Below are 26,168 nucleotides of genomic sequence, written 5' to 3'. Positions count from 1 at the left end.
TTGGGCGACAATCAACTTGACTGTCGCTTTCGGGCTAAAAAGGTAAAAAATAAAAGACCGTTATTTATCGTTTGGATTAAGGGCCGCTGTCAACCGTTGCTGCACTTCCTGCTGGAGCACATTATTAAGTGCACGCCGGTCTGCGGTGGCGATTATAAATAAATCTTCTACTCGCTCACCAATTGTCGTAATTCTCGCCCCGTAGAGCGAAATACCGAGGTCGGCGAACACTTCACCCACCCTGGCCAAAAGACCCGGCTGATCGAGCGCAATCAGCTCAAGGAACGTACGCCGGTCGGTGTGCGTTGGCAGGAAATTGACTTCGGTATCGACGGTAAAGTGACGCAGTTTTGCCGACTGACGGCGTGGCTGCGGTGGCTGCCAGGTCGTCTGGGTGATCGCCTGTTCGAGGCTGTGGCGAATAATATTGTGTCGGTCAATGGACAGCGGGCTGCCATCGGGCTCGAGCACGATAAAGGTGTCCATCGCCATACCGTCGCGGGTCGTGAAGATCTGCGCGTCGTGAACGCTGAGATTACGACGGTCGAGTTCGGCGCAGACGGCGGCAAACAGATAAGGCCTGTCCGGGCTCCAGATAAAGATCTCCGTGCCGCCGCGCGTTGCCTGCGGGCTCAGCAGGATCATTGGCTGACTAAGATCGTGCTTCAGCAAATGCCGGGCATGCCACGCGATCTGGTTTGGCGTATGGCGGACAAAGTAGTTTGCCCGGCAGCGCGCCCAGATGTGATGCAGCGCTTCCTCATTAATGTTGTCCATCCGCAGCAGGGCAAGCGCCTGAAGCTGGTGGTGACGAACACGTTCGCGCATATCCGGGCTGTTCTGCATCCCGCGGCGCAGCTGTTTCTCGGTGGCGAAGTACAGCTCACGCAGCAGGCTTTGCTTCCAGCTGTTCCACAGCGTTTCGTTGGTTGCGCAGATATCCGCCACCGTCAGGCAGACCAGATAGCGCAGGCGGTTTTCGGTCTGCACCTCTTCGGCAAACTGTTTAATGACTTCAGGATCCTGAATATCACGGCGCTGAGCGGTGACGGACATCAGTAGATGCTGACGGACCAGCCACGCAACCAACTGAGTTTCGCGGGAGTTAAGGCCATGAAGCTCGGCAAATTTCAGCACGTCCTGCGCGCCCAGCACTGAATGATCGCCGCCTCGCCCTTTGGCGATATCGTGGAAGAGAGCGGCGATTAAAATCAGCTCAGGATGGGAAAGGCGCGGCCAAAGATCGACGCACAGCGGGTGCTTAGAGCGAGTTTCTTCTTTCGCGAAGCTTTCCAGCTTTTGCAGGACGCGAATGGTGTGTTCATCCACGGTGTAGGTGTGGAACAGGTCGAACTGCATCTGACCGACAATATGCGACCACTGCGGCATATAGGCCCATAGCACGCTATGGCGATGCATTGGCACCAGCGCACGGCTTACCGCGCCAGGATGACGCAGCATCACCAGAAACAGCTCGCGCGCTTCCGGGATGTAGCAGAGCGGCTGGGTCAGGTGACGGCGGGCGTGACGAAGGTGGCGCAGCGTCGTGGAGTAAATGCCGGTGATGTCGCGGTTACGCACCATCATGTAAAACATGCGCAGTATAGCCTGCGGCTCGCGCATAAACAGGGTTTCATCCCGCAGATCGATAAGCGTGCCGCGAAGCTGGAAGTCATCATCCAGCGGGCGCGGTTTTTCGCTGGCATCGAGCGCCAGAATGGCTTCATCGAACAGTTGCAAAAGCATCTGGTTCAATTCGCCCACGCGGCGAGTGACGCGGTAGAAGTCCTTCATCATGTGTTCGACCGGCTCGTTGCCTTCGCCGCTGTAGTGCAGGCGCTGGGCCACGCTAAGCTGGCGGTCAAACAGCAGCCGGTTGTCGTAGCGATTGACTTCCAGATGCAGGGCAAAGCGAATGCGCCACAGCAAATGCTGGCATTCATCCAGCTCTTTACGCTCTGCTTCAGTCAGGAAACCAAAGTCCACCATTTCGCCCATGGAGGTGGCGCCGAAGTGACGGCGGGCAACCCACTGCAGCGTGTGAATGTCACGCAGGCCGCCAGGACTGCTTTTGATGTCGGGCTCAAGGTTGTAGCTGGTGCCGTGATAGCGCTGGTGACGCTCGTTTTGCTCTTCGACTTTGGCGGCAAAGAATTTGGCCGACGGCCAGAAACCTTCGCTGAAAATGTGTTTCTGAAGCTCAAGGAACAGGGCGACATCGCCAATTAACAAGCGAGATTCGATGAGGTTAGTGGCGACCGTCAGATCGGACAAGCCTTCCAGCAGGCACTCTTCCAGCGTACGTACGCTGTGGCCCACTTCCAGCTTCACGTCCCAAAGCAGGGTCAGCAACTCGCCGATACTCTGCGCCTGGGCGTCCGTTAGCCGTTTTCTACTCAGAATCAGGAGATCGATATCCGACAGCGGGTGAAGCTCGGCGCGGCCATAGCCGCCCACGGCAACCAGCGCGGCTTCGGGAACATCGGCAAAGCCGTAGGCAATCCACAGCCGCTGCAGCAGCTGATCGATAAATTCGGTGCGGGCATCTATAAGCCGTTCAGCGGAAACGCCGCTATCGAAGGCTTTACCCAGCCATTTCTGAAAAGTGTCTAAGTGCGACTTGATGTCTGCGCAGTTAAGTTCGGCTTCCTGCCAGCTGTTTGGATAGTCCGGCTGGCCGGCGATCTCGGGTTCGGTGGTGTTGGCAAACTGCTCTGGCAAAGCTGGACTCATTGTGCGCTACCCATAAAAAAAGCCGGCTCAGGGCCGGCTTAGATTGCTGACTGACGTCAGGGCATCATTCGTTATGCGAAATCACTGCCGGGATGGTGTCATCTTTACGCAGGGTCATAATCTCGCAGCCGTTCTCCGTCACCACAATAGTATGCTCGTATTGAGCAGACAAGCTGCGATCTTTGGTTTTCACCGTCCAGCCGTCTTTCATAGTGCGAATGCGGTAATCACCGGCGTTAACCATCGGTTCAATAGTGAAGGTCATGCCCGGCTGAAGCACTACGCCGCCGTCATCTGCGTCATAGTGAAGTACCTGAGGTTCCTCATGGAATACGCGACCAATGCCGTGGCCACAGTACTCACGTACGACGGAGAAACCTTCTGCTTCAACAAACTTCTGGATTGCCGCGCCGAGCGTGCGCAGGCGGATGCCCGGTTTCACCATGCGCAGCGCGAGATACAGGCTTTCCTGGGTGATGCGGCACAGGCGTTCGCCGAGAATCGTCGGCTTGCCCACGATGAACATCTTAGAGGTGTCGCCGTGGTATTCGTCTTTGATAACGGTCACGTCGATATTGACGATATCACCGTCTTTCAGCACTTTTTCATCATCTGGAATGCCGTGGCAAACCACTTCGTTGATAGAGATACAGACGGATTTTGGGAAGCCGTGATAGCCCAGACAAGCGGAAATAGCCTGCTGTTCATTCACGATGTAATCATTACAGATGCGATCCAGCTCGCCGGTGGTAATGCCCGGTTTAACGTGGGATTCGATCATTTCCAGCACTTCGGCAGCCAGGCGGCCAGCGACGCGCATTTTTTCGATTTCTTCAGGTGTCTTAATTGAGATAGCCATATCAGATCCGCAGATGTCGATAACGTCGACATGAAATGAGCAGGGAAGTTGCTGTAATGGTATCAGGGGGGGCGTCTCCCTGCAAAATTGAGAATCATCAAGTGCGTATCACGGCAACAACTATTGGAGTCTGGGCGCCATTTATGGTATAAAGCGCGCCGGACTTGTATTCCGATTTTTCGGGTACAGCCAAATACGCTCACTTTGTGTAAATAACACACACGTATCGACACATATTCCGGGGTGCCCTTTGGGGTCGGCAATATGGGATACGTGGAGGCATAACCCCATACTTTATATAGAGGTTTTAAAACATGGCTACTGTTTCCATGCGCGACATGCTCAAGGCTGGTGTTCACTTCGGTCACCAGACCCGTTACTGGAACCCGAAAATGAAGCCTTTCATCTTCGGCGCACGTAACAAAGTTCACATCATCAACCTTGAGAAAACTGTACCAATGTTCAACGAAGCTCTGGCTGAACTGAACAAGATTTCTTCTCGCAAAGGCAAAATCCTTTTCGTTGGTACTAAACGCGCTGCAAGCGAAGCGGTGAAAGACGCTGCTAACAGCTGCGATCAGTTCTTCGTGAACCATCGCTGGTTGGGCGGCATGCTGACTAACTGGAAAACCGTTCGTCAGTCCATCAAACGTCTGAAAGACCTGGAAACTCAGGCTCAAGACGGTACTTTCGACAAGCTGACTAAGAAAGAAGCGCTGATGCGCACTCGTGAGCTGGACAAGCTGGAAAACAGCCTGGGCGGTATCAAAGACATGGGCGGCCTGCCGGACGCACTGTTTGTTATCGATGCCGATCACGAGCACATCGCTATCAAAGAAGCAAACAACCTGGGTATCCCAGTATTTGCTATCGTTGATACCAACTCTGATCCGGACGGTGTTGATTTCGTTATCCCTGGTAACGACGATGCTATCCGTGCTGTTAGCCTGTACCTGGGCGCTGTAGCTGCAACCGTTCGTGAAGGCCGTTCTCAGGATCTGGCTTCCCAGGCGGAAGAAAGCTTCGTAGAAGCAGAATAATAAGGCACGCTCGCTAGAGCCCTTATTTAACCAGGTAGTATCTAGTTTGGTTAGGGGCCTTTTTATGGCCCCTTTTTCACTTTTAAGCCCGTCTGGCCAATGCGCCGGGCAGGCAACATCTCCGAGGATTTTAGAATGGCTGAAATTACCGCATCCCTGGTAAAAGAGCTGCGTGAGCGAACTGGCGCTGGCATGATGGATTGTAAAAAAGCGCTGACCGAAGCCAACGGCGACATCGAGCTGGCAATCGAGAACATGCGTAAATCCGGTGCGATCAAAGCGGCTAAAAAAGCAGGCAACGTTGCTGCTGACGGCGTGATCATCACTAAGATCGACGGCAACTACGGCGTGATTCTGGAAGTTAACTGCCAGACTGACTTCGTTGCTAAAGACGGCGGTTTCCAGGCATTTGCTAACAAAGTTTTGGATGCAGCAGTCGCGGGTAAAATCACCGACGTTGAAGTTCTGAAAGCGCAGTTTGAAGAAGAGCGCGTTGCACTGGTTGCTAAAATCGGTGAGAACATCAACATCCGTCGCGTTTCTTCCCTGGAAGGCGAAGTTCTGGGTTCTTACCAGCACGGCGCACGTATCGGTGTTCTGGTTGCCGCTAAAGGTGCTGATGAAGAGCTGGTTAAACAGCTGGCCATGCACATCGCTGCAAGCAAGCCTGAGTTCGTTAAGCCTGAAGACGTTTCTGCAGAAGTTGTAGAGAAAGAGTACCAGGTTCAGCTGGACATCGCGATGCAGTCCGGTAAACCAAAAGAAATCGCAGAGAAAATGGTTGAAGGCCGCATGAAGAAATTCACCGGTGAAGTTTCTCTGACTGGTCAGCCGTTCGTCATGGACCCAAGCAAAACTGTTGCTCAGCTGCTGAAAGAGCACAATGCTGACGTAACTAACTTCATCCGCTTCGAAGTGGGTGAAGGTATCGAGAAAGTTGAGACTGACTTTGCAGCAGAAGTTGCTGCCATGTCCAAGCAGTCTTAATGGTTTAAAAGGAACCGCCAACCGGCGGTTCCTTTTTATCCAGCCTTACAATTTCAGAGCGCTCCGTTAGGCGAGCGGGCTGAAATGCGACAGAATGTCGCCAGAATTAACCATCCCCCATTCGTTGACTGTTCTCAGGAAAGAAACATGGCTACCAATGCAAAACCCGTCTACAAACGTATTCTGCTCAAACTGAGCGGCGAAGCTCTGCAAGGCACAGAAGGCTTTGGTATTGACGCGAGTATTCTGGACCGTATGGCTCAGGAAATTAAAGAGCTGGTGGAACTTGGCATTCAGGTCGGGGTGGTAATCGGCGGTGGCAATTTATTCCGTGGTGCAGGCCTGGCTAAAGCCGGCATGAACCGCGTCGTGGGCGACCACATGGGCATGCTGGCGACCGTAATGAATGGCCTGGCGATGCGCGATGCGCTCCACCGCGCCTATGTGAACGCCCGCCTGATGTCCGCTATTCCATTGAATGGCGTTTGTGATAACTACAGCTGGGCTGAAGCGATCAGCCTGCTGCGCGCTAACCGCGTAGTTATCCTGTCTGCCGGTACCGGTAATCCGTTCTTTACCACTGACTCTGCGGCCTGCCTGCGTGGAATCGAAATCGAAGCAGACGTGGTACTGAAAGCCACTAAAGTGGATGGCGTGTTTACTGCCGATCCGGCAAAAGATCCTGCTGCAACCATGTACGATCAGCTGACCTACAGTGAAGTGCTGGATAAAGAGCTGAAAGTGATGGATCTTGCCGCGTTCACCCTTGCTCGTGACCACAAATTGCCGATCCGCGTGTTCAACATGAACAAGCCGGGTGCGCTGCGTCGTGTGGTAATGGGTGAGAAAGAAGGCACTTTAATTACTGAATAATTTCAGTTGCCCGGTAATCAGGGTAAGATTTGGCTTTATCTACAGCCAGGAATAAACAGGGCTATACTTAGCCTGCGGCGTTGCAGCTGCAGAGAATAAGCGTGGTCTGCCTTAAACCAGTTTTCAAGGATTCGTAACGTGATTAGCGATATCAGAAAAGATGCTGAAGTGCGTATGGATAAATGCGTCGAAGCGTTTAAAAACCAAATCAGCAAAATCCGTACCGGCCGCGCTTCTCCAAGCCTGCTGGACGGCATCGTCGTAGAATACTACGGCACACCAACGCCGCTGCGCCAGCTGGCCAGCGTCACCGTTGAAGATACCCGTACTCTGAAGATCAACGTCTTCGATCGTTCTATGGGCCCGGCGGTAGAGAAAGCGATCATGGCCTCTGACCTTGGTCTGAACCCAAGCTCTGCGGGCACCGATATCCGTGTTCCACTGCCTCCGCTGACCGAAGAGCGTCGTAAAGACCTGATCAAAGTGGTACGTGGCGAAGCCGAAGGCGCACGCGTGGCTGTTCGTAACGTTCGCCGCGACGCTAACGATAAAGTTAAAGCGCTGTTGAAAGACAAAGAGATCAGTGAAGATGACGATCGCCGTTCTCAGGACGACGTGCAGAAGCTGACTGATGCTGCTATCAAGAAAGTGGATGCGGCTCTGTCTGAAAAAGAAACCGAGCTGATGCAGTTCTAATCCACAATTTCTGTGGAAAATTCGCCGCCCAGTAAGCCCTCGCGCACCGCGAAGCGTTTACGGGCGGCGTTTTGCTTTATAAAAACGTCAAGTAAAGGCGTAGACAATGGGCGTCCCGCGCCGCAAACTATTGCGCCATTAATCCTTCATTTTACGACCCCGAGTACCTCATGAAGCAGCTCACTATTCTTGGTTCCACCGGCTCTATTGGCGTCAGCACGCTTAGCGTCGTTCGTCATAATCCTGAAAAATTTGCCGTTACGGCTCTGGTTGCGGGCACTAATGTCGGGAAAATGGTGGAGCAGTGCCTGGCGTTCTCGCCGAAGTATGCGGTCATGGCCAGTGAGTCTGCGGCGGCGGAAGTCCGTCGTACCCTGAAAGAGCAGGGGAGTAAAACTGAAGTCTTGGCCGGTGAGCAGGCCGCTTGCGAAGTTGCTACGCTTGACGAAGTGGATCAGGTGATGGCTGCTATTGTGGGCGTGGCAGGGCTGTCTTCAACGCTTGCCGCTATCTCCGCCGGTAAGCAGGTTCTGCTGGCGAACAAAGAGTCGCTGATTACCTGCGGGCGTTTGTTTATGGAAGCGGTTGCTCGTAGCAAAGCGCAGTTGTTGCCTATCGATAGCGAACATAACGCCATTTTTCAGAGTATGCCGGAAACAATCCAGCGTAACCTGGGATACGCTAGCCTCGAAGATAATGGCGTGTCGTCTATTATCCTCACCGGATCGGGTGGCCCGTTCCGGGAAACGGCTTATGCAGACCTGGCGGCGATGACGCCGGATCAGGCATGCAGCCACCCGAACTGGTCGATGGGGCGTAAGATTTCCGTCGACTCTGCCACTATGATGAACAAAGGTCTCGAATACATTGAAGCTCGCTGGTTGTTCAACGCTTCAGCTGCACAAATGGAAGTGCTGATTCACCCTCAGTCTGTCATTCATTCTATGGTTCGTTACCGCGATGGCAGCGTGCTGGCTCAGCTTGGTGAGCCCGACATGCGTACGCCTATTGCCCATGCGATGGCTTACCCCGCGCGCGTAGAATCTGGTGTTACACCACTCGATTTCTGCAAAATCGGTTCGCTGACTTTCATGGAACCTGATTTTGAGCGCTATCCATGCCTTAAGTTAGCCATTGATGCCAGCGCGCAGGGGCAGGCGGCGACAACCGCACTAAATGCGGCAAACGAAGTGGTTGTTGAGGCGTTCCTGAATCAGCAGGTCAGATTTACCGATATCGCCGTGCTGAACCGCAGCGTGCTGGATCAAATGAATTTAACTGATCCACAAAGTGTGGATGAAGTGCTTAGTGTGGACGCTGTTGCTCGTGAAATCGCCAGGAAACAAGTGATGCACCTCTCAAGCCGGTGATAATTCATCCGGCTGAAGTACCGCCATTTGTTCGCTTTGTGCTTCAGTGATATAGTCTGCGCCACTTAATCGCCAGATGTGACTGAGCGTTGAGTGGAAAGCCGTGTCACAACACGGCTTTTTTATGCACCAGGCTTCAATATTCCTGAGTACCGCTTAATTTTTTTCAGGGAATCATTACGCGTTATGTTGTCTGCTAATCAACAATTAAGCGAATCCTTAACTACGCATGGCGCCCGCCATGTTGCCATCATCATGGATGGCAACGGCCGATGGGCTAAGCGTCAGGGTAAAATGAGGGTTTTCGGTCATAAAGCTGGCGCGAAATCGGTACGCCGCGCTGTGACTTTTGCAGCGAATAACGGTATCGATGCGCTGACGCTTTACGCTTTTAGCAGCGAGAACTGGAACCGCCCCGCTCAGGAAGTGACCGCGTTGATGGAGCTGTTCGTCTGGGCATTAGACAGTGAGGTGAAAAGCCTGCACCGTCATAATGTTCGCTTGCGTATTATCGGCGATACCAGCCGATTTAATCTCCGCCTGCAGGAAAGAATCAAAAAAGCTGAAGCATTAACCAGTGAGAACACTGGGCTGACGCTCAATATCGCTGCGAATTATGGCGGGCGTTGGGATATCATTCAGGGAGTGCGACAGCTTGCGTCGCAGGTGCAGGAAGGCTTATTGCGCCCGGATCAGATAGATGAAGAACTGCTCGGTCAGCAGATCTGCATGCATGAGCTGGCTCCCGTAGATTTAGTAATTAGGACAGGAGGAGAGCATCGCATCAGTAACTTCCTCATCTGGCAAATTGCCTATGCGGAACTTTATTTTACCGATGTTCTTTGGCCTGATTTCGATGAACAAGACTTTGAAGGTGCGCTAAATGCTTTTGCAAACCGAGAGCGTCGTTTTGGTGGCACAGCACCTGGTGGTGAATAAGCCTGTTGGGGGTCACTTTTGCTGAAGTATCGCCTGATTTCCGCGTTTATTATGATTCCCGTTGTCATCGCGGCGCTGTTTTGGCTTCCGCCAGTAGGATTTGCGATTGCTACGCTGGTGATTTGTATGCTGGCCGCATGGGAATGGGGGCAACTCGCCGGTTTTGTTGCGCGTTCGCAACGTGTCTGGTTGGCGGTGCTATGTGGTCTGTTGCTTGCCGTCATGCTGATTTCGTTGCCGGAGTATCGGCATTCGGTGCATTTGCCGATAATCGAATTCTCACTCTGGGCATCGCTAGTGTGGTGGGTAGCGGCGCTGTTGCTGGTTCTGTTCTATCCGGCTTCTGCGGCGCTGTGGCGTAATTCCAAACCGCTTCGCCTGGTCTTTGGCCTGCTGACCATTGTTCCCTTCTTCTGGGGCATGGTAGCGTTGCGCAGCTGGCATTATGATATTAACCACTACAGCGGCTCTGTTTGGTTACTGTATGTGATGTTCCTGGTCTGGGGCGCAGACTCTGGCGCTTATGTCTTCGGGAAGATGTTTGGCAAGCATAAACTTGCGCCAAAGGTTTCTCCTGGCAAGACCTGGCAAGGGTTTATTGGTGGCCTTGCGACTTCTGCCGTCATCTCGTTGTTGTTCGGCATGTGGGCGAATTTGAACGTGGCACCTGTTGTTCTGCTAACCTGTTCCATTGTTGCCGCGCTGGCTTCCGTTTTAGGTGATTTGACCGAAAGTATGTTCAAACGCGAAGCAGGGATTAAAGATAGTGGTCACCTTATCCCGGGACATGGTGGTATTCTTGACCGCATTGACAGCCTGACAGCGGCAGTGCCGGTGTTTGCCTGTCTGCTGCTTCTGGTATTCAGGACGATTTAACGGAAGGTTTTATGTTGAGCATACTCTGGAATTTGGCTGCGTTTATCGTTGCACTGGGTGTTTTAATTACCGTGCACGAGTTCGGCCATTTTTGGGTTGCTCGCCGCTGTGGCGTTCGTGTGGAACGCTTCTCCATCGGGTTTGGTAAGGCGCTTTGGCGTCGTACTGACCGTCAGGGAACCGAATTTGTTATCGCGCTGATCCCGCTGGGTGGCTACGTTAAAATGCTGGATGAACGCGTTGAGCCGGTGCTGCCGGAGATGCGTCATGCTGCTTTTAACAATAAAACGGTTTCTCAGCGAGCGGCGATTATCGCCGCTGGCCCAATCGCTAACTTCATCTTCGCTATCTTTGCCTATTGGCTGGTGTTTATCATTGGCATTCCCAGCCTGCGTCCAGTGATCGGTGAAATAACCCCCAACTCTATCGCGGCGGAAGCACAAATTAGCGCCGGCATGGAACTAAAAGCGATAGATGGTATCGAAACGCCTGATTGGGATGCTGTTCGTTTAGCTTTAATCGGTAAGATTGGCGATGCGAGCGCGAGAGTGTCTTATGCGCCGTTTGGGACAAATCAAACGCGTGATGTCACCCTTGATCTAAGCCATTGGCAGTTTGAGCCTGATAAGCAGGATCCGGTCGTATCACTTGGATTCAGGCCCCGTGGTCCGCAAATTGAAAACGTGCTGGACGAAGTTCAGCCGCAGTCCGCGGCCAATAAGGCAGGTTTGCAAGCGGGGGACAGGATCGTTAAAGTCAACGGTCAGCCACTCCTTCAATGGAGTGAGTTTGTTAACCTGGTGCGTGACAATCCAGGTCAACCGCTAGCCTTAGAGATTGAAAGACAGGGGAGCCCCTTGTCTTTGACGCTGATACCGGATACAAAACCGGGTAAAGCGAAGGCAGAAGGGTTTGCAGGGGTAGTACCTAAAATTATCCCGCTGCCCGACGAGTACAAAACAGTGCGTCAGTATGGGCCGTTTACCGCTGTAGCAGAAGCCACGGATAAAACCTGGCAACTGATGAAGCTGACGGTCAACATGCTGGGGAAATTAATAACCGGTGATGTAAAACTGAACAACCTCAGTGGGCCAATCTCCATAGCTCAGGGGGCAGGTATGTCGGCGGAATATGGGTTAATTTACTTTCTGATGTTCCTGGCGCTTATCAGCGTCAACTTAGGGATCATTAACCTGTTTCCTCTTCCCGTCCTTGACGGCGGGCACCTGCTCTTTTTGGCGGTTGAGAAACTGAAAGGCACTCCGGTTTCCGAGCGAGTTCAGGACTTCAGTTATCGCATTGGCTCTATTTTGCTGGTGCTATTAATGGGGCTTGCACTTTTCAATGATTTCTCTCGTTTATAGAGAGAATTAGGTTAGGAAGAACGCATAACAACGATGGCGATGAAAAAGCTCCTCATAGCGACGCTGCTGTTTAGCAGCGCCACCGTATACGGTGCAGACGGGTTCGTGGTGAAAGACATTCATTTCGAAGGCCTGCAGCGAGTCGCCGTCGGTGCGGCCCTCCTCAGTATGCCGGTGCGCGTAGGCGACACCGTCTCTGACGAGGATATCAGTAATACAATCCGCTCACTGTTTGCCACCGGCAACTTTGAGGATGTGCGAGTTCTGCGTGATGGTAATACGCTGCTTGTGCAGGTCAAAGAGCGTCCAACCATTGCCAGCATCACCTTCTCCGGCAACAAGTCGGTGAAAGATGACATGCTGAAGCAGAACCTTGAAGCTTCCGGGGTACGCGTGGGGGAATCCCTCGACCGCACGACCCTCGGCGACATCGAGAAAGGGCTGGAAGATTTCTACTACAGCGTCGGGAAATACAGCGCCAGCGTCAAAGCTGTCGTCACGCCGCTGCCGCGTAACCGTGTTGACCTAAAACTGGTGTTCCAGGAAGGCGTCTCCGCAAAAATCCAGCAGATCAACATCGTCGGTAACCACGCGTTTACCACGGATGAGCTGATCTCCCGTTTCCAACTGCGTGATGAAGTGCCGTGGTGGAACGTTGTCGGCGATCGTAAATACCAGAAGCAAAAGCTGGCGGGGGACCTCGAAACCCTGCGTAGCTACTATCTGGATCGCGGCTATGCGCGTTTCAATATTGACTCCACGCAGGTTAGCCTGACGCCGGATAAGAAAAGCATTTATGTGACCATCAACATCACCGAAGGCGAGCAGTACAAGATCGCCGGCGTGGATGTGAAAGGCAATCTGGCCGGGCATTCTGCGGAAATTGAAAGCCTGACTAAGATGCAGCCGGGTGAGCTGTATAACGGCACCAAAGTCACTAAAATGGAAGACGACATTAAGAAACTGCTGGGTCGCTATGGTTACGCCTATCCGCGCGTACAGACTCAGCCAGAAATTAATGACGCTGACAAAACCGTGAAGCTGCACGTTAACGTCGACTCCGGTAACCGTTACTACGTGCGTAAGATCCGCTTTGAAGGCAACGACACCAGTAAAGATGCCGTTCTGCGCCGTGAAATGCGCCAGATGGAAGGGGCGTGGCTGGGCAGCAACCTTGTTGATGCCGGTAAAGAACGTCTGAACCGCTTGGGTTACTTCGAGACCGTCGATGTGGACACCCAGCGCGTATCCGGCAGCCCGGATCAGGTTGACGTTGTCTATAAAGTGAAAGAGCGTAACACCGGTAGTTTCAACTTCGGTGTTGGCTACGGTACTGAAAGCGGTGTGAGCTTCCAGGTCGGTGTTCAGCAGGATAACTGGTTGGGTACAGGCTACTCGGTTGGGATCAGCGGCACCAAAAACGATTACCAGACCTACGCGGAACTGTCAGCGACCGATCCGTACTTTACGGTGGATGGTGTTAGCCTTGGTGGTCGTATCTTCTTCAACGACTTTAAAGCTGATGACGCGGACCTGTCTGACTACACCAACAAGAGCTACGGGCTGGATACAACACTGGGCTTCCCGGTGAATGAATACAACACGCTGCGCCTTGGTTTGGGTTACGTGCATAACGATCTGTCGAACATGCAGCCGCAGATAGCTATGTGGCGCTACCTGGATTCTGTGGGTCAGCACCCAACTATGAATGCCAACGACAACAGTTTCTCGGCAGATGACTTCACTCTGAACTATGGTTGGACATACAGCAACCTTGACCGCGGTTACTTCCCGACGGATGGTTCTCGCGTCAACCTGAATGGTAAAGTCACCATTCCGGGTTCCGATAACGAGTTCTACAAAGTGACGTTAGATACGGCGAGTTATTTCCCGATCAATGACAATCATACGTGGGTTGTGCTGGGTCGTACCCGTTGGGGTTACGGCGATGGTCTGGGTGGTAAAGAACTGCCGTTCTACGAGAACTTCTATGCAGGTGGTTCCAGCACCGTGCGTGGTTTCCAGTCAAACAACATTGGTCCAAAAGCCGCTTATTACGGCCCGAACCAGCGTAACTGTGGCACTGGTACTGTGTGTAACTCTAACGATGCGGTGGGCGGCAACGCCATGGGTGTGGCCAGCCTTGAGCTGATTACCCCGACGCCGTTCCTGAGTGAGAAGTACGCAAACTCTGTTCGTACTTCCCTGTTTGTCGATGCAGGTACCGTTTGGGATACCAAATGGGAGAACACCGACGCGACCAGAGCGGCAGGTATACCTGATTACAGCACGCCAAGTAACATCCGTATGTCTGCAGGTATTGCGCTGCAGTGGATGTCGCCTCTGGGGCCGCTGGTCTTCTCTTATGCTCAGCCGTATAAGAAATATGATGGAGACAAGGCAGAACAGTTCCAGTTTAACATTGGTAAAACCTGGTAATTTGTTCTGCGCGATGGAACGCAACAGCAGTGAGGCGCTGCACCTGTTAGCCGTTTAGTCAGTTGGCAGGTGCTCGCAAAAAAACAGTGTCTTCGGACGCCTATGGGATGGTAAGGAGTTTATAGTGAAAAAGTGGTTAGTTGCCGCAGGTCTCGGGATTGCTATGGTTGCTTCAGCCGGCGCTCAGGCTGCCTCCAGCATCGCAGTAGTTAACATGGGCAACCTGTTCCAACAGGTCGCACAAAACACCGGTGTTTCTAAAACCCTGGAAAATGAGTTCAAAGGCCGCGCCAGCGAACTGCAGGGAATGGAAAACGATCTGCAATCCAAAATGCAGCGCCTGCAGCGCGATGGTTCAACCATGAAAGCTTCAGATCGCAGCAAAATGGAAAAAGACGTCATGGCTCAGCGCCAGTCGTTCTCCGAAAAAGCACAGGCTTTTGAGCAGGATCGTAACCGTCGTTCCAACGAAGAGCGCAGCAAACTGGTTACTCGTATCCAGGCCGCTGTGAAGAAAGTTGCAGACGATAAAGGCTATGATGTTGTTCTGGATGCAAACACCGTTGCTTACGCAGGTAACGACGTTAAAGACATCACTGCAGACGTACTGAAACAGGTTAAATAAGTAATGTCTTCAATTCGACTGGCTGAATTAGCCCAGCAGTTGGATGCAGAATTGCACGGTGATGGCGATATCGTCATCACCGGCGTTGCATCTATGCAAACTGCCCAGTCTGGCCACATTACGTTCATGGTTAACCCTCGCTATCGTGAACAGCTGGCTGTCTGCCAGGCTTCTGCCGTCGTGATGACCGAAGCCGACCTTCCATACGCTAAGAGCGCGGCGCTGGTAGTGAAGAATCCCTACCTGACCTATGCCCGTATGGCGCAAATTCTTGATACCACGCCTCAGCCTGCAAGCAATATTGCGCCAAGCGCAGCTGTTGATGCGACCGCGAGGCTTGGTCAAAATGTTTCTATCGGCGCAAATGCCGTTATCGAATCAGGCGTTGAGCTGGGCGATAACGTGGTGATCGGCGCTGGCTGCTTTGTAGGAAAAAATACCAAAATCGGCGCGGGTAGCCGTTTATGGGCCAATGTCTCCATCTATCACAACATCGAAATCGGTGCTCAGTGCTTGATTCAGTCCAACACGGTGATTGGGTCAGATGGTTTTGGCTACGCTAACGATCGCGGTAACTGGGTGAAAATTCCTCAGCTAGGCCGGGTCATTATTGGCGATCGCGTTGAAATTGGTGCCTGTACGACAATCGATCGCGGCGCCCTGGATGACACGATCATCGGCAATGGTGTTATCATTGATAACCAGTGCCAGATTGCACATAACGTTGTGATTGGCGACAATACTGCGGTTGCGGGTGGCGTTATCATGGCGGGCAGCCTTAAAATTGGCCGTTACTGCATGATTGGTGGTGCCAGCGTAATCAACGGCCATATGGAAATCTGTGACAAGGTGACCGTGACAGGAATGGGAATGGTGATGCGTCCAATCACTGAACCGGGAGTTTACTCTTCGGGGATCCCGCTCCAACCGAACAAAGCGTGGCGTAAAACCGCCGCCCTGGTGATGAACATCGATGAGATGAGCAAACGCTTAAAAGCCATCGAACGTAAGGTCAATCAACAAGACTGATCGTCGCCTGCTCCCTGCGCTGCCGTGTTTCCGGCCATTAGGGCTGGAGCGTAAGCCGCGCTTTTTGATTTGCGGCCTGCTGGCATTCTTTGATTGCCGCAGGCCGTGTTATTATTGTCATTTAGAATATTTAGACAGGAAGAGTATTTTGACAACTGACACTCATACTCTGCACATTGAAGAGATTTTAGAGCTTCTGCCGCACCGTTATCCGTTCTTGCTGGTTGATCGCGTGCTGGATTTTGAAGAAGGTCGTTTTCTGCGCGCAGTAAAAAATGTCTCTGTAAATGAGCCGTTTTTCCAGGGGCACTTCCCTGGTAAGCCGATTTTCCCGGGCGTATTGATCCTGGAAGCGATGGCACAGGCTACCGGTATTCTTGCATTCAAAAGCGTGGGTAAACTTGAGCCGGGTGAACTGTATTACTTTGCTGGCATCGATGAAGCGCGCTTTAAGCGCCCTGTTGTGCCTGGCGATCAGATGATTATGGAAGTGACCTTTGAGAAAACTCGTCGTGGTTTGACGCGTTTCAAAGGCGTCGCAATTGTTGACGGCAAGATTGTCTGCGAAGCGACCATGATGTGTGCACGCAGCCGGGAGGCATAATACGTGATTGATAAGTCCGCCTTTATTCATCCAACCGCTATTGTGGAAGAAGGTGCCGTCATTGGCGCTAACGTTCACATTGGCCCGTTTTGTCTCGTAGGTCCAAACGTTGAAATCGGCGAAGGCACGGTGCTGAAATCTCATGTTGTCGTCAATGGTCACACCAAAATTGGCCGTGACAATGAGATCTACCAGTTCGCGTCTATCGGTGAAGTTAACCAGGATCTGAAATATGCGGGTGAGCCAACTCGCGTGGAAATTGGCGACCGCAACCGCATTCGCGAAAGCGTCACCATCCATCGCGGCACGGTGCAAGATGCTGGATTAACGAAGGTGGGAAGCGACAACCTGCTGATGATCAATGCGCACGTTGCGCATGATTGCCAGATTGGCGATCGCGTTATCCTCGCGAACAACGCAACGCTTGCGGGTCACGTACAAATCGGGGATCACGCCATCATCGGTGGAATGACTGCGGTGCATCAGTTCTGCATCATCGGTGCCCACGTGATGGTTGGCGGCTGTTCCGGCGTTGCTCAGGACGTTCCACCTTACGTTATCGCACAGGGCAACCATGCGACGCCGTTTGGTGTGAACATTGAAGGCCTGAAGCGTCGCGGTTTCAGCAAAGAAGCGCTGCACGCTATTCGCAACGCCTACAAGATCCTCTATCGCAGCGGCAAGACGCTTGAAGAGGCGAAGCCGGAAATTGCTGAAATTGCAGCTCAGCATCCGGAAGTGAATGCATTTATTGAATTCTTTGCCCGCTCCACGCGCGGTTTGATTCGTTAAATGAAGCCTGGTCGTCCCCTTACGATTGCCCTGGTCGCCGGAGAAACCTCCGGCGACATTCTTGGTGCCGGACTTATTCGCGAACTGAAAGCTCGCGTGCCTGATGCTCGCTTTGTTGGCGTGGCCGGGCCGCTTATGCAGGCTGAAGGTTGTGAAGCCTGGTATGAAATGGAAGAGCTTGCGGTCATGGGCATCGTTGAAGTGCTTGGCCGTTTACGTCGCCTGCTGCAGATCCGCAGCGATCTCACGAAGCGCTTCACCGAGCTGCAGCCCGACGTCTTTGTCGGCATTGATGCGCCGGATTTCAATATCACGCTTGAAGGCAACCTCAAAAAACAAGGGATCCGTACGATCCACTACGTCAGTCCGTCCGTTTGGGCATGGCGACAAAAACGCGTTTTCAAAATTGGTAGAGCGACCGATCTGGTATTGGCTTTTCTGCCTTTCGAAAAAGCGTTTTACGACCGGTTTAATGTACCGTGTCGTTTCATCGGGCATACCATGGCGGATGCCATGCCGCTCGATCCGGATAAAAACGCTGCGCGTGCGACGTTAGGCATTGCGGCAGATGCAAAATGCCTGGCGTTGTTGCCCGGCAGTCGCGGCGCTGAAGTCGAAATGCTTAGCGCAGACTTCCTCAGAACAGCGCAACTGCTTCGCAAGCGTTGGCCTGCACTGGAAGTCGTGGTGCCACTGGTGAATGCAAAGCGTCGTGAGCAGTTCGAAAAGATTAAAGCTGAGATTGCCCCCGAACTGCATGTACATCTTCTGGACGGAAAAGCACGTGAAGCGATGATTGCCAGTGACGCGGCGCTTCTGGCCTCCGGCACGGCTGCGCTTGAATGTATGTTGGCCAAATGCCCGATGGTGGTTGGCTATCGCATGAAGCCGTTCACGTTCTGGCTGGCGAAGCGGCTGGTGAAAACCGATTACGTTTCCCTGCCAAATTTACTGGCAGGCCGCGAGCTGGTTAAAGAGCTGCTGCAAAACGAATGTGAGCCTATCGGGCTTGCCTGTGCGCTGGAGCCGTTGCTGGAAGACGGTGCCGTCAGCCATCAGATGCATGACACCTTCCGGGATTTGCATCAGCAGATCCGTTGTAATGCGGACAAGCAGGCGGCGGACGCCGTGCTGGAGCTGGCTCAATGATCGAATTTGTTTACCCGCATACGCACCTTGTCGCCGGCGTGGATGAAGTAGGGCGCGGGCCTTTGGTCGGCGCCGTTGTTACTGCAGCTGTGATCCTCGATCCGGCAAAGCCGATTATCGGGCTGGCGGACTCGAAAAAATTATCTGAAAAACGCCGTCTGGCGCTGTATGACGAAATTGTCGAAAAGGCATTAAGCTGGAGTCTGGGCCGTGCCGAGCCGCACGAGATCGACAATATCAACATTTTGCATGCCACGATGCTGGCCATGCAGCGTGCGGTTGCGGGCCTGAATGTTGTGCCTGAATATGTGTTGATTGACGGCAACCGTTGCCCTGTGTTGCCTATGCCGTCGCTGGCGGTTGTTAAAGGCGACAGCCGGGTGGCAGAAATCAGTGCGGCGTCAATACTTGCCAAAGTCACGCGCGATCGTGAAATGGCCGAACTGGATCTCAGCTTCCCGCAGTACGGTTTTGCTCAGCACAAGGGCTACCCAACCGCTTTTCATCTCGAAAAGCTGGCCGAGCATGGTGCCACTGAGCACCATCGCCGCAGTTTTGGCCCCGTCAAACGCGCGCTTGGGCTCGTCTCCTGAGCCTTAGTAGCTGATACAGAGTAATTGGTGAGAGATGGCTGAACCACGTTTCATTCACCTTCGGGTGCACAGCGACTATTCCATGATTGATGGGCTGGCGAAGACCGGGCCGCTGGTAAAAAAAGCCGCGGCGCTGGGAATGCCTGCTCTCGCTATCACCGATTTCACCAACCTCTGTGGGTTGGTCAAATTCTATGGTTCCGGCCATGGAGCCGGTATTAAGCCGATCATCGGTGCGGACTTTAACGTTGCCAACGAGCTGTTAGGCGATGAGCTTAGTCACTTGACGGTGCTGGCTGCAAACAATGAAGGCTATCAAAACCTTACCTTACTGATCTCTCGTGCCTACCAGCGTGGCTACGGCGCAGCGGGCCCGATTATTGACCGAGAGTGGCTGGTAGAGTTAAACGAAGGGCTAATTCTGCTCTCCGGTGGGCGCATGGGAGATATTGGCAAAAGCCTGCTTCGTGGAAACCAGCCGCTGGTCGATCAGTGCCTGGAATTCTGGCAGCAGCATTTTGCCGATCGCTTCTATCTGGAACTGATTCGCACCGGTCGGGTGGATGAAGAAAACTATCTTCACGCCGCCGTGGCGCTGGCTGACGAACGCGGCTTGCCGGTGGTTGCCACCAACGATGTCCGCTTTATTGATGCCGGCGACTTTGATGCCCACGAGATCCGAGTGGCGATCCACGATGGCTTCACGCTGGACGATCCTAAGCGCCCGCGTAACTACTCCGCCCAGCAATATATGCGTAGCGAAGAAGAGATGTGCGAGCTGTTTTCGGACATCCCGGAAGCGCTGGAAAACAGCGTTGAGATTGCCAAGCGCTGTAACGTGACCGTGCGCCTGGGTGAGTACTTCCTGCCGCAATTCCCGACGGGAGAGATGACCACCGAAGACTTCCTGGTCATGAAATCCAAAGAGGGGCTGGAAGAACGTCTTGAGTTCCTGTTCCCGGACCCGGAAGTGCGTGCGCAGAAACGCCCTGAATACGACGAGCGCCTGGATATCGAGCTGCAGGTTATCAACCAGATGGGCTTTCCCGGCTACTTCCTGATCGTGATGGAGTTTATCCAGTGGTCGAAGGATAACGGCGTGCCGGTCGGGCCTGGGCGTGGTTCAGGTGCGGGGTCGCTGGTGGCCTATGCGCTGAAGATTACCGACCTCGACCCGCTTGAGTTTGACCTGCTGTTCGAACGTTTCCTTAACCCGGAACGTGTTTCGATGCCTGACTTCGACGTTGATTTCTGCATGGAAAAACGCGACCAGGTGATCGACCACGTTTCCGAGATGTATGGGCGTGAAGCCGTTTCGCAGATCATTACCTTTGGTACGATGGCGGCGAAGGCGGTTATTCGCGACGTAGGTCGCGTACTCGGTCACCCTTACGGTTTTGTCGATCGCATTTCCAAACTGGTGCCGCCGGATCCCGGCATGACGCTGGCGAAAGCCTTTGAGGCGGAGCCGCAGCTGCCGGAGATCTACGAAGCTGACGAAGAAGTTAAAGCCCTGATCGACATGGCGCGCAAGCTGGAAGGCGTCACGCGTAACGCCGGTAAGCATGCCGGGGGCGTGGTTATCGCCCCAACCAAAATTACCGATTTTGCGCCGCTTTATTGTGATGACCAGGGGCAGCATCCGGTTACCCAGTTCGACAAGAACGACGTTGAATATGCGGGCCTGGTGAAGTTTGACTTCCTGGGGCTGCGTACGCTGACGATCATCGACTGGGCGCTGAAAATGATCAACCCGCGTCGGGCAAAACAGGGGCTGGAGCCGATTGATATCGCCGCCATTCCGCTCGACGATAAGAAAAGCTTCGACATGCTGCAGCGCTCGGAAACCACCGCGGTCTTCCAGCTTGAATCCCGCGGCATGAAAGACCTGATTAAGCGTCTGCAGCCTGACTGCTTCGAAGACATGATCGCCCTTGTGGCACTTTTCCGTCCGGGCCCGCTGCAGTCGGGGATGGTAGATAACTTCATCGACCGTAAACATGGCCGCGAAGCGATTTCTTATCCGGATGTGGAATGGCAGCACGAAAGCCTGAAGCCGGTACTGGAGCCTACCTACGGCATCATCCTGTATCAGGAACAGGTTATGCAGATTGCCCAGGTGCTTTCCGGTTATACCCTCGGCGGCGCGGATATGCTGCGTCGTGCGATGGGTAAAAAGAAACCGGAAGAGATGGCCAAGCAGCGCGGCACCTTTGAAGAGGGCGCAATCAAAAACGGCGTCGACGGCGAGCTGTCGATGAAAATCTTTGACCTGGTAGAGAAATTTGCCGGGTACGGATTTAACAAATCTCACTCTGCCGCCTATGCTTTGGTTTCGTATCAGACGCTGTGGCTGAAGGCGCACTACCCGGCAGAGTTTATGGCGGCCGTAATGACCGCCGATATGGATAACACCGAGAAAGTGGTGGGCCTGGTGGATGAGTGCTGGCGCATGGGGCTGAAAGTCCTGTCGCCGGATATTAACTCTGGCCTTTACCATTTCCACGTTAACGATGACGGGGAAATTGTTTACGGCATCGGCGCGATAAAAGGCGTGGGTGAAGGCCCGATTGAAGCCATTATCGAAGCGCGTAATCAAGGCGGGCATTTCCTCGATCTCTTTGATTTGTGCGCGCGTTCCGATATCAAAAAGCTTAACCGCAGGGTGCTGGAAAAACTCATTATGTCCGGGGCTTTTGACCGCCTTGGGCCTCACCGCGCGGCGCTGATGAATGCGCTGGGTGATGCGTTAAAAGCAGCTGATCAGCACGCGAAAGCGGAAGCTATTGGCCAGGCAGATATGTTCGGCGTTCTGGCCGAAGAGCCTGAGCAGGTCGAAAAGTCCTACGCCAGCGTGATTCCCTGGCCTGAACAAGTGGTGCTGGAAGGGGAGCGTGAGACGCTCGGACTGTATCTTACCGGTCACCCGATCAACCAGTACCTGAAAGAAATCGAGCGCTATGTCGGTGGCATGCGCCTGAAAGAGATGCACCCGACGGAACGTGGTAAAATGACCACGGCTGCGGGTCTGGTGATTGCTTCGCGGGTTATGGTCACCAAGCGAGGTAATCGCATCGGCATCTGTACGCTGGATGACCGCTCTGGTCGTCTGGAAGTGATGTTATTCACAGATGCGCTAGAAAAATACCAGCATCTGCTGGAAAAAGACCGTATCCTGATCGTTAGCGGACAGGTCAGCTTTGATGACTTCAGCGGAGGGCTTAAAATGACGGCCCGCGAGCTGATGGACATCGACGAAGCCCGTGAAAAGTACGCGCGTGGGCTTGCTATCTCGCTGACGGACAGGCAAATTGATGACCAGCTTTTAAACCGTCTCCGTCAGTCTCTGGAACCCCATCGTTCGGGGACAATTCCAGTACATCTCTACTATCAGAGGGTGGATGCACGAGCCCGGTTGCGCTTCGGTGCGACATGGCGTGTTTCCCCTAGCGATCGTTTACTTAACGATCTGCGAACGCTGATTGGTTCGGAGCAGGTGGAACTGGAGTTTGACTAAAACAGGAATATTATGAGTCTGAATTTCCTTGATTTCGAACAGCCGATTGCAGAGCTGGAAGCGAAAATCGATTCCCTGACGGCCGTTAGCCGCCAGGATGAAAAACTGGATATTAATCTGGACGAAGAAGTGCAGCGTCTGCGCGAGAAAAGCGTTGAGCTGACCCGCAAGATCTTCGCTGATTTAGGTGCATGGCAGATTGCGCAGCTGGCGCGCCATCCGCAGCGTCCGTACACCCTGGATTACGTTCGTCTGGCTTTTGATGAGTTCGACGAACTGGCCGGCGATCGTGCCTATGCCGACGATAAAGCTATCGTGGGCGGTATTGCTCGTCTGGAAGGTCGTCCGGTGATGATCATTGGTCATCAGAAAGGGCGCGAAACCAAAGAGAAAATCCGTCGTAACTTCGGTATGCCGGCACCAGAAGGCTACCGTAAAGCGCTGCGTCTGATGGAAATGGCTGAACGTTTTAACATGCCGATCATTACCTTCATCGACACGCCGGGTGCTTATCCGGGCGTTGGCGCCGAAGAACGTGGTCAGTCTGAAGCGATCGCCCGCAACCTGCGTGAAATGTCCCGCCTGAAAGTACCGGTCATTTGTACCGTTATCGGTGAAGGTGGTTCCGGTGGTGCGCTGGCCATTGGCGTGGGTGACAAAGTAAACATGCTGCAGTACAGCACTTACTCCGTTATTTCCCCGGAAGGCTGTGCGTCAATCCTGTGGAAGAGCGCGGATAAAGCCCCGCTGGCCGCAGAAGCGATGGGGATCATTGCTCCTCGCCTGAAAGAGCTGAAGCTGATCGATACCGTGATCCCAGAGCCGTTGGGTGGTGCGCATCGCAATCCAGAAGTGATGGCTGCTTCCCTGCGTGCACAGCTGCTGGCCGATCTGGCGGATCTCGACGTGTTGAACAAAGATGAATTGTTAAACCGTCGTTATCAGCGCCTGATGAGCTACGGCTACGCCTGATTTTGAGTTGTAAAATAGCGATAAGGGTCGGATTTTCCGGCCCTTTTTGCATTTATTGCTTCATGGAAAATCCCATTGCGCTATGCTTAGCCAGGTGATTTCCAGGAGGTGAACATTGAATACCATTGCGATTATGGGGCCGCACGGCGTTTTCTACAAAGACGAACCTATTAAGGAACTGCATCGCGCGCTGGAGCTGCAGGGCTTTCAGCTCATCTACCCCACCAACAGCACTGACCTGCTTAAGCTGATTGAGCACAACCCTCGTATCTGCGGCGTGGTCTTTGACTGGGACGAATACAGCCTCGACTTGTGCAGCGAAATTAACCTGCTGAATGAAGATCTGCCGCTGTATGCATTCATCAATACACATTCCTCTCTAAACGTTAGCGTGAATGAAATGCGCATGGCGCTGTGGTTCTTCGAGTATGCGCTGAGCGCGGCCGACGACATCGCCCTGCGTATTCGCCAGTACACCGACGAGTACCTGGATACGATTACGCCGCCGCTGACCAAAGCGCTGTTCACCTATGTGAAAGAGGGAAAATACACTTTCTGTACGCCAGGGCATATGGCCGGTACCGCCTACCAGAAAAGCCCGGTCGGCTGCTTGTTTTACGACTTTTTTGGCGGCAACACGCTGAAGGCCGACGTGTCGATTTCGGTTACGGAGCTGGGTTCGTTGCTAGATCATACCGGCCCTCATCTGGAGGCGGAGGAGTACATTGCCCGCACCTTCGGCGCCGAACAAAGCTATATGGTGACTAACGGGACTTCGACGTCGAACAAGATAGTCGGCATGTATGCCGCGCCATCCGGCAGCACAATTCTGGTCGATCGTAACTGCCATAAATCGCTGACCCATTTGCTGATGATGACCAATCTGGTGCCAATCTGGCTGAAGCCAACGCGTAACGCGCTGGGGATCCTGGGCGGTATTCCGCAGCGTGAATTTACTCGTGAAAATATCGAGAAAAAGGTCGCTGAAACCCCGAATGCGCAGTGGCCGGTGCACGCGGTTATCACCAACTCGACCTACGACGGGCTGCTGTACAACACCGATTTCATCAAGCAAACGCTAGATGTGCCGTCGATTCACTTTGACTCCGCCTGGGTGCCCTATACCAACTTCCATCCGATTTATCAGGGAAAAAGCGGCATGAGCGGTGATCGAGTACCGGGGAAAATTATCTATGAAACCCAGTCGACCCATAAGCTGCTGGCGGCGTTCTCCCAGGCTTCGCTGATTCACATTAAAGGTGATTACGATGAAGAGACCTTTAACGAAGCCTACATGATGCATACCACCACTTCCCCGAGCTATCCGCTGGTGGCCTCGATTGAAACGGCCGCGGCGATGCTGCGCGGTAATACGGGGAAACGGCTGATCAACCGTTCCGTTGAGCGTGCCCTGCATTTCCGCCGTGAAGTGCAGCGCCTGCGCGAAGAGTCAGAAGACTGGTTCTTCGATATCTGGCAACCCGATCATGTTGATGAGGCCGAGTGCTGGCCCATTGCCCCCGGAGAGGAAGACTGGCATGGCTTCAGGGATGCCGATGCCGAACACATGTATCTCGACCCTATCAAAGTCACTATTCTGACGCCGGGCATGAGCGAGTTGGGTGAAATGGCAGAAGAGGGGATCCCGGCGGCGCTGGTGGCCAAGTTTCTCGACGAGCGGGGCGTTGTTGTTGAGAAGACCGGTCCGTACAACCTGCTGTTCCTGTTCAGTATCGGTATTGATAAGACAAAAGCGCTAAGCCTGCTGCGCGGGCTGACGGAGTTTAAGCGGTCTTACGATCTTAATTTGCGTGTGAGGAACATGCTGCCGGATCTTTTTGCGGAAGATCCGGACTTTTATCGCAACATGCGCATTCAGACGCTGGCGCAGGGGATCCACAAACTGATTAAGCAACATAACCTGCCCGATCTAATGTTGCGCGCTTTTGATGTCCTGCCAGAAATGCGTATGACGCCGCATGAGGCTTATCAGCAGCAGGTGAAAGGCAACGTAGAAACGGTAGAAATAGAGGAACTGTTGGGCAGAGTTTCAGCCAATATGATCCTGCCTTATCCGCCAGGCGTGCCGGTGGTGATGCCGGGAGAAGTGATCACCAAAGAGAGTCGGGCGGTGCTCGACTTCCTGCTGATGCTGTGCTCTGTGGGGGAACATTATCCGGGCTTTGAAACGGATATTCACGGGGCTAAACTCGGTGAGGACGGCGTCTACAGAGTACGAGTCTTAAAAGAGGCTTGAGCGCTTGCTTTGCAGGGAAGCGATGATTACCTTGCCTGAAGTGACTAAGGAGATTTTATGCTGGGTTTAAAGCAAATTCATCACGTCGCGATTATCGCGTCGGACTACGAACGCAGTAAGCAATTCTATTGCGATGTGCTGGAGTTTACGCTGGAAGCGGAAGTTTACCGCAAAGAGCGGGACTCCTGGAAAGGCGATCTGGCGCTAAACGGCCAGTACGTTATTGAGCTATTCTCTTTTCCGTTTCCGCCAGTACGCCCAAGTCGCCCGGAGGCCTGCGGGCTTCGTCACCTGGCATTCAGCGTGGAAAACATTGACCAGGCGATTACGCACCTGGAAAGCCACGGCGTGAAATGCGAGCCCATCCGCATCGATCCCTATACCAACAAACGTTTCACCTTCTTCAGCGATCCCGACGGCCTGCCGCTGGAACTTTATCAGCAGTAAACCTTGC

21 protein-coding genes are annotated in these 26,168 nt (G+C 53.3%); 19 read left to right on the top strand and 2 right to left on the bottom strand.

What is annotated here, in order from left to right:
• Positions 1 to 60: 60 nt before the first annotated feature.
• Together glnD and map are read right to left on the bottom strand one after the other, a co-directional pair.
• Complete coding sequence (glnD, locus tag ACREYP_RS18355) at positions 61 to 2,733, bottom strand: bifunctional uridylyltransferase/uridylyl-removing protein GlnD (protein WP_336818441.1); 2,673 nt, start codon at positions 2,731 to 2,733, stop codon at positions 61 to 63.
• Between the two features lie 64 nt (positions 2,734 to 2,797).
• A complete protein-coding gene (gene map, locus ACREYP_RS18350; RefSeq protein ID WP_039300527.1) occupies positions 2,798 to 3,592 on the bottom strand; it encodes a type I methionyl aminopeptidase in 795 nt (264 codons plus the stop codon).
• A gap of 314 nt (positions 3,593 to 3,906) precedes the next feature.
• Here map and rpsB point away from each other — a divergent pair, with 314 nt between their 5' ends.
• From rpsB to ACREYP_RS18255, 19 genes are all read left to right on the top strand, one after another.
• Positions 3,907 to 4,632 (top strand): 30S ribosomal protein S2, encoded by a 726-nt coding sequence (gene rpsB / locus ACREYP_RS18345; RefSeq protein ID WP_008456923.1) that lies wholly within the window; start codon positions 3,907 to 3,909, stop codon positions 4,630 to 4,632.
• 135 nt (positions 4,633 to 4,767) lie between these two features.
• Positions 4,768 to 5,619, top strand: a complete 852-nt coding sequence (gene tsf, locus ACREYP_RS18340) for a translation elongation factor Ts (RefSeq protein WP_008456925.1) — start codon at positions 4,768 to 4,770, stop codon at positions 5,617 to 5,619.
• A 147-nt stretch (positions 5,620 to 5,766) separates the two neighbouring features.
• Positions 5,767 to 6,492, top strand: coding sequence for a UMP kinase (gene pyrH / locus ACREYP_RS18335; RefSeq protein ID WP_008456928.1), 726 nt, complete (start codon positions 5,767 to 5,769; stop codon positions 6,490 to 6,492).
• Between the two features lie 138 nt (positions 6,493 to 6,630).
• The gene (gene frr / locus ACREYP_RS18330) at positions 6,631 to 7,188 is read left to right on the top strand and encodes a ribosome recycling factor (protein ID WP_008456929.1); all 558 of its coding nucleotides are present in this window, start codon (positions 6,631 to 6,633) and stop codon (positions 7,186 to 7,188) included.
• A 170-nt stretch (positions 7,189 to 7,358) separates the two neighbouring features.
• Complete coding sequence (gene ispC, locus ACREYP_RS18325) at positions 7,359 to 8,558, top strand: 1-deoxy-D-xylulose-5-phosphate reductoisomerase (RefSeq protein WP_008456931.1); 1,200 nt, start codon at positions 7,359 to 7,361, stop codon at positions 8,556 to 8,558.
• 186 nt (positions 8,559 to 8,744) lie between these two features.
• A complete protein-coding gene (gene ispU, locus ACREYP_RS18320) occupies positions 8,745 to 9,497 on the top strand; it encodes a (2E,6E)-farnesyl-diphosphate-specific ditrans,polycis-undecaprenyl-diphosphate synthase (protein WP_008456932.1) in 753 nt (250 codons plus the stop codon).
• Positions 9,498 to 9,515: 18 nt separating this feature from the next.
• A complete protein-coding gene (gene cdsA / locus ACREYP_RS18315; protein ID WP_008456935.1) occupies positions 9,516 to 10,373 on the top strand; it encodes a phosphatidate cytidylyltransferase in 858 nt (285 codons plus the stop codon).
• Between the two features lie 11 nt (positions 10,374 to 10,384).
• Positions 10,385 to 11,737 carry a sigma E protease regulator RseP gene (gene rseP / locus ACREYP_RS18310; RefSeq protein ID WP_008456937.1) on the top strand — a complete coding sequence of 451 codons (1,353 nt, stop codon included), beginning with the start codon at positions 10,385 to 10,387 and terminating at the stop codon, positions 11,735 to 11,737.
• Between the two features lie 33 nt (positions 11,738 to 11,770).
• On the top strand, positions 11,771 to 14,176 hold the full coding sequence (bamA, locus tag ACREYP_RS18305; protein WP_008456939.1) for an outer membrane protein assembly factor BamA: 2,406 nt from the start codon (positions 11,771 to 11,773) through the stop codon (positions 14,174 to 14,176).
• A gap of 124 nt (positions 14,177 to 14,300) precedes the next feature.
• A complete protein-coding gene (skp, locus tag ACREYP_RS18300; RefSeq protein ID WP_008456940.1) occupies positions 14,301 to 14,801 on the top strand; it encodes a molecular chaperone Skp in 501 nt (166 codons plus the stop codon).
• Between the two features lie 3 nt (positions 14,802 to 14,804).
• A complete protein-coding gene (gene lpxD / locus ACREYP_RS18295) occupies positions 14,805 to 15,830 on the top strand; it encodes a UDP-3-O-(3-hydroxymyristoyl)glucosamine N-acyltransferase (RefSeq protein WP_336818442.1) in 1,026 nt (341 codons plus the stop codon).
• 148 nt (positions 15,831 to 15,978) lie between these two features.
• On the top strand, positions 15,979 to 16,434 hold the full coding sequence (fabZ, locus tag ACREYP_RS18290; RefSeq protein ID WP_039290428.1) for a 3-hydroxyacyl-ACP dehydratase FabZ: 456 nt from the start codon (positions 15,979 to 15,981) through the stop codon (positions 16,432 to 16,434).
• Positions 16,435 to 16,437: 3 nt separating this feature from the next.
• On the top strand, positions 16,438 to 17,226 hold the full coding sequence (gene lpxA, locus ACREYP_RS18285; protein WP_008456945.1) for an acyl-ACP--UDP-N-acetylglucosamine O-acyltransferase: 789 nt from the start codon (positions 16,438 to 16,440) through the stop codon (positions 17,224 to 17,226).
• Entirely contained in the window at positions 17,227 to 18,375 is a 1,149-nt protein-coding gene (lpxB, locus tag ACREYP_RS18280) for a lipid-A-disaccharide synthase (RefSeq protein WP_008456946.1), read from the top strand.
• On the top strand, positions 18,372 to 18,968 hold the full coding sequence (gene rnhB / locus ACREYP_RS18275) for a ribonuclease HII (protein ID WP_008456948.1): 597 nt from the start codon (positions 18,372 to 18,374) through the stop codon (positions 18,966 to 18,968). Before lpxB ends, rnhB begins: the two co-directional genes overlap by 4 nt.
• 34 nt (positions 18,969 to 19,002) lie before the next feature.
• Positions 19,003 to 22,485, top strand: a complete 3,483-nt coding sequence (gene dnaE, locus ACREYP_RS18270; RefSeq protein WP_166876682.1) for a DNA polymerase III subunit alpha — start codon at positions 19,003 to 19,005, stop codon at positions 22,483 to 22,485.
• A gap of 12 nt (positions 22,486 to 22,497) precedes the next feature.
• On the top strand, positions 22,498 to 23,457 hold the full coding sequence (gene accA, locus ACREYP_RS18265; protein WP_008456951.1) for an acetyl-CoA carboxylase carboxyl transferase subunit alpha: 960 nt from the start codon (positions 22,498 to 22,500) through the stop codon (positions 23,455 to 23,457).
• Positions 23,458 to 23,572: 115 nt separating this feature from the next.
• The gene (locus tag ACREYP_RS18260) at positions 23,573 to 25,714 is read left to right on the top strand and encodes a lysine decarboxylase LdcC (RefSeq protein WP_336818443.1); all 2,142 of its coding nucleotides are present in this window, start codon (positions 23,573 to 23,575) and stop codon (positions 25,712 to 25,714) included.
• A gap of 57 nt (positions 25,715 to 25,771) precedes the next feature.
• A complete protein-coding gene (locus ACREYP_RS18255) occupies positions 25,772 to 26,161 on the top strand; it encodes a VOC family protein (protein WP_008456956.1) in 390 nt (129 codons plus the stop codon).
• Positions 26,162 to 26,168: the final 7 nt, after the last annotated feature.

Source organism: Enterobacter sp. TMH.L2 (genome assembly GCF_050847315.1).
GTDB lineage: Bacteria > Pseudomonadota > Gammaproteobacteria > Enterobacterales > Enterobacteriaceae > Cedecea.
This window is presented reverse-complemented; position numbering and strand designations above follow the sequence as displayed.